Origin of the sequence: Corallococcus sp. CA053C (assembly GCF_003611675.1) — a bacterium.
In the GTDB taxonomy this organism is placed as follows: domain Bacteria; phylum Myxococcota; class Myxococcia; order Myxococcales; family Myxococcaceae; genus Corallococcus.
In genome coordinates this window covers 1-4,365 of the sequence record NZ_RAWA01000594.1, presented here as the reverse complement: position 1 = coordinate 4,365, position 4,365 = coordinate 1, and the positions used below count along the sequence as shown (strand labels likewise).

Annotated in this window: 4 protein-coding genes; all 4 read right to left on the bottom strand. The window is 68.7% G+C overall.

Annotated elements, in window-relative coordinates; all coding sequences use genetic code 11:
• Window positions 1-82: 82 nt before the first annotated feature.
• From D7V97_RS40575 to D7V97_RS40560, 4 genes are read right to left on the bottom strand one after another with little or no spacing between them, the layout of a single operon-like run.
• A complete protein-coding gene (locus tag D7V97_RS40575) occupies window positions 83-820 on the bottom strand; it encodes a CpsD/CapB family tyrosine-protein kinase (protein WP_120615917.1) in 738 nt (245 codons plus the stop codon).
• 36 nt (window positions 821-856) lie between these two features.
• Complete coding sequence (locus D7V97_RS40570; protein WP_120615918.1) at window positions 857-2,266, bottom strand: Wzz/FepE/Etk N-terminal domain-containing protein; 1,410 nt, start codon at window positions 2,264-2,266, stop codon at window positions 857-859.
• Between the two features lie 35 nt (window positions 2,267-2,301).
• The gene (locus tag D7V97_RS40565) at window positions 2,302-3,492 is read right to left on the bottom strand and encodes a hypothetical protein (RefSeq protein WP_120615916.1); all 1,191 of its coding nucleotides are present in this window, start codon (window positions 3,490-3,492) and stop codon (window positions 2,302-2,304) included.
• Window positions 3,493-3,536: 44 nt separating this feature from the next.
• The gene (locus D7V97_RS40560; protein ID WP_120615915.1) at window positions 3,537-4,106 is read right to left on the bottom strand and encodes a polysaccharide biosynthesis/export family protein; all 570 of its coding nucleotides are present in this window, start codon (window positions 4,104-4,106) and stop codon (window positions 3,537-3,539) included.
• Window positions 4,107-4,365 lie beyond the last annotated feature (259 nt).

Genomic DNA, 4,365 nt, shown 5'->3' with positions numbered 1-4,365 from the left:
CTCCAGGCCCCCGCCCCTCCGCCTTTCGACGGAGGGGACGGGAAGGGCCCACAAGACCGCACTCACTCCCAGGTCCGCGCTGCTACTTCTTCACGTAGTTCTTCAGGTACGGCGTCGCGTTCACTTCGGCCCCGTTGAGCACGCACCCCACGAGGGCCGCGCCCGCCAGCTGCTCCACCGCCTGGTTCACCACCTTGGAGGGGGTGACGTTGGCGCGGATGACCATCAGCACGCCGTCCATCTGGTGGCCGAGGATGGCCGCGTCCGCGAACGGCAGCGTGGGCGGCAGGTCCACGTACACCTCGTCGAAGCCCTCGCGCACCGCCTTGAGGAACTGCTTCATCCGGGCGCTCGCCAGCACCTGGGTGCTCTCCTCCGGCGTGGCGCCGGCGGGGATGACCGCCAGCCGCGTGGCGTTGAAGCGGCGCACCACGTCGCGCACATCGCACTCACCGGCCAGCAGCTCCGACAGGCCCTGCTTGTTGCGCATGCCCAGCGTGGGGGCCACCTGGCCCCGGCGCAGGTCCGCGTCCACCAGCAGGATGCGGCGCTCCGGGTTCGCCCGGGCGGCGGCGAGCGCCAGGTTCACGCTCGTCACCGTCTTGCCCTCGCCCGGCATGGCCGAGGTGAGCGCCACCACCTTCATCGGGCGCTGCTCCCGCATCCGCTCCAGCCGGTAGTACAGCGTCCGGTACTGCTCGGCGGCCGCGGAGGCCGGGGCCGTCAACGTCACCACCCGCCGGTCCACCGCGTTCGAGGAAGCCGCACTCTCATCCACACGCGGGAGGAAGTTCCCGGCCCGCTCCATCGTCGAATCCATCTCAGTGCTCCAATCTTTTCCGTAGGGGGTCGGCAATTAATTCAGCGAAGTGGACGAGGAGACGCTGTTCTTGCTCCCGGCCATGGGCATCAACACCCGCTTCTCTGTCTTGCCTTGCATGTTCGGGACCACCGCCAGGACAGGCAGCGTGATGCGCTCGCGGACCTCGGAGCCGTCGCGCAGGCTGTCGTCGCGCATCTCGAGCACGGTGCCGGTGAGGACACCCAGGGCCAGGGCAATCAGGGCGGCGATGAGCAGGCCGCTCATGCGGTCCGGGCGGGCCGGGGCGGAAGGCACCCCGGCGGGCGAGATGACGTTGAACAGGCTCTGGGCACTCTTGGCCTCCAGCTCCTGGGCGATCTCCGCCTCCACCTTGCGGCTCACGACGCTCTGGTACTTGGTGCGGGCAATCTCATAGTCCCGGTTCATCACGGCCAGCTCGTGGGCCCAGCGGGGCGTGTTGTTCAGCCGCGCCTGGTAGGCCTCGGCCTGCTTCTGCAGGTCCACGATGTCCTTCTGGATGTTGGTGATGAGCGTGGCGACGCGGGTGCGCTCGTTGCGCTCGGCGAACATGCGGCCCTCGGCGTCCTTGCGCTGCTCGGCGACGGTGCCCAGCTCGCGCTCCATCCGCTTCACCTCCGGGTGGTCCTCGGTCCACTGCGTCTTGGCCTGGGTGAGCGTGCGGTTCAGCCCGCTCTCCGCGGCCTCCAGCCGGCCCGCCTCGCTGTCCGCGGCATTGCGGGCCCGGGCCAGGTCGGAGCGGCGCGCCTCGGCGCTGCGCAGCTCCTCGGACTTCGTCTGCAGCTGGGCGCTGATGCGCTCCAGGCCGCGCATGTTCATCTCCATCTGCTCGGGCAGTTCGCCCAGGTGGTCCACCTTGAAGCGGGAGATGTTGGCCTCCCACGCGGACACGGCCTTGCCCATGGACACCATCTCCTCCGTGAAGAGGTTGGTGGCGCGGGCCGCCTGCGCCTGGCGGATCTTCAGCGTCTCCTCGGAGAAGATGGCCGGCAGGCGGTTGGTCACCTGCGCCACCACCTGCGGGTCACGCCCCGAATAGGTCAGCTCGAACGCCGTCTCCCCTTCGACGCGCACCGTGAGGTCCTTGCGCATCTGCTCCACCGCCGCCTCGATGCCCTTCTCGGAGACGAGCTCCGGGTAGAGGTTCATCTCTTCAATGGCCTTCTGGAGCACCGGACGCGCCAGGAGCTCCTGGCGCACCGTGACCAGCCGCTGTTCGATGAGCTCGCTCACCGTGCGCTGGACCATCTCCTCACCGGGGCGCTGCGGTTCCACGCGCACCACCACGGAAGCCTCGTAGATGCTTGGCCGCGTCATCACGATGGCTGCGCCCACCACGAAGATTGCTGCAGCGATCGCCCCCACCAGGGCCTTGCGACGCCACAGCGCCGAAAGCATCTGGTCCGCCGTCATCCCACGCTCCATGATCCGCTCCTCCATGCCTCGCACTCGAATGCTCCCTACCAAGGTGTCATGACCAGACGGAGGGCAAACACATTGCGTGTCAGGTCCCCCGCCGCCGCGGTGTCCGCCGCGCCCACTTGCGCGATGCGATCCACCGCCCCTTGCAGCGCGAGCTTCCGGCTCAGCCGGTACTCGACGCCGCCGCCCACTGCATAGCCCTGCGACACGTTCGTGGTGTTCCGCCACTGCGTGTAGTTCTCAGCCGGCGCCGCCCCGTTCCGGAAGAAGCTGGCCACCCCAAAGGCAGACAACTTCGCCGTGAACCGGTGCGCCGCCATCAATGACGCGAAATCCGCCCAGACCGCCCCGGAGAACCCGCTGGCACCCACCAGGTCGTGTCCGATGGCGAAGGCCACTTCCGACCGCTCTCCCTCGCGCATCAGCTCCAGCGACACGCGAGGCAGCCATCCACCGCGAGAAGCGTCCGACGGCAGGTAGCGCACCGGCCCGCCCTTGACGGTGAGCGTGGTGGGCCGCGACAGCCGGTAGCGCAGGGCCGCGGAAGCGCCGTGCGCCTGGCTGTAGTCCCCTGCGTACAGGAACCCCTGGTAGCGGTACTCCGCCCCCAGCGAGAGCCGGCGCGTGGAGCGGTACCAGAGCTCCACCGACGGGGTGTGCGCGTAGCCCGCCTCCCGTCCCGGCTCGATGATGCGCGTCGCTTCGAAGCTGTAGTTGCCGCGCACATCCATGCGCTCCGTTACGCGCCCCGTCAGCCCCACCTTCGTCTGTGCATAGAAGGTGGGCGAGGTGGAGCGCGCCAGGCCGTCACGCGGCAGCGACGTGGGGTCGGTGACGCGGAACGCCTTGGCGCTCGCGTCCAGGCGCAGCCGCCGCGACAGCACGTCGCGGAAGCCGAACCCGCCGCGGTGATCCAACGTCGTCTTCCCGGAGCCGTGCCGGGCGAGCAGGTCCGTGGCGTAGAACGTGTCCAGCGTGAGCTGCTCGTTCTTCACGTCCAGGCCCAGCCGGGGAGACAGCTTCGTCATGAACTGCCCGCCCGCGGCGTTCGCGCCCAGGCGCAAGTCATTGTCGAAGCGCTCTTCCGCGGTGATGCGGAGGCGCGGCTCCAGGATGGTGGCGGCCTGAGCCGCCGGCGCGGCGATGAGACAGCCCGCGATCACTGCCCGCTTCCAGTTGCCCCTCACCGTCGCCCTCCCGTCCCTACCCACGCCCACGCCCGTTTCCATGTCGCTGTTTCGCCGTCTGTCTTTGTCGCCGTGCCCGCGTCGCTTCACGGAACGACGACGGTGTCACCGGGACGCAGGATGACGTTCTCACCCTCGGGGGAGACCAGGTCGCTGTAGCGCACCGGGATCTGCCCGCCCTTGCCGTCCGTGCGGATGACGACGATGCCGTCGGAGTTGGCGAAGTCCGTGAAGCCGCCCGCCAGCGCGATGGCCTGGAGCAGCGACACGCGACCGCGCAGCGGGTAGGCGCCCGGGTGGGCCACTTCCCCCGTCACGAACACGCGGGTGCTGTTGACCTCGCGGACGATGACCGTCACGCGGGGCTCCTGCACGTACGGCTGCAGGCCCGTCTTGAGCGCCTCCGCCAGCTCCGTGGGCGTCTTGCCCGCGGCTTGAATCTCCCCGACCATCGGGACGGAGATGAAGCCGTCGGGCCGCACCGGCACCGTGCGCGACAGCTCCGCGTCACGCCACACGCTGACGTCCAGCACGTCCTCGCGACCAATCCGGTACGGCTGATCCGCGTTGTCGACCTTCAGCGTCTGCTGGTGAGCACAACCCGACAGGAGGAGCATCCCCATCACCGTCCAGAACCCCGTGCGCCGCATTCCCATCTTCCGCTCTCCTTCGTTCGACTGATGTCTGGCGAGTGCTGCTTGTCCACCGGCCCTGCGGGGCCGATCAGCACGCTTCTGGCGGTGGCTCTTAGCAGCGCGTGTGCCAGCGTTGAGTCAGAGGGAAAACCCTTGGACTTCGGTGGGTTACGGCGTGCCACATCAGGCGCACATGGGGGGAATCGGGAAAAATTCCGGTCCTACCCCGGTGTTCTCCCCTGTGCTTTCTGCTGATCCCTTCCACCCGGTGGAAGAGGTT

Coding starts and splice junctions, on each gene's coding strand:
- D7V97_RS40565 (WP_120615916.1), bottom strand. CDS start 3,492: ATGGAAACGGGCGTGGGCGTGGGTAGGGACGGGAGGGCGACGGTGAGG.
- D7V97_RS40570 (WP_120615918.1), bottom strand. CDS start 2,266: ATGGAGCGTGGGATGACGGCGGACCAGATGCTTTCGGCGCTGTGGCGT.
- D7V97_RS40560 (WP_120615915.1), bottom strand. CDS start 4,106: ATGGGAATGCGGCGCACGGGGTTCTGGACGGTGATGGGGATGCTCCTC.
- D7V97_RS40575 (WP_120615917.1), bottom strand. CDS start 820: ATGGATTCGACGATGGAGCGGGCCGGGAACTTCCTCCCGCGTGTGGAT.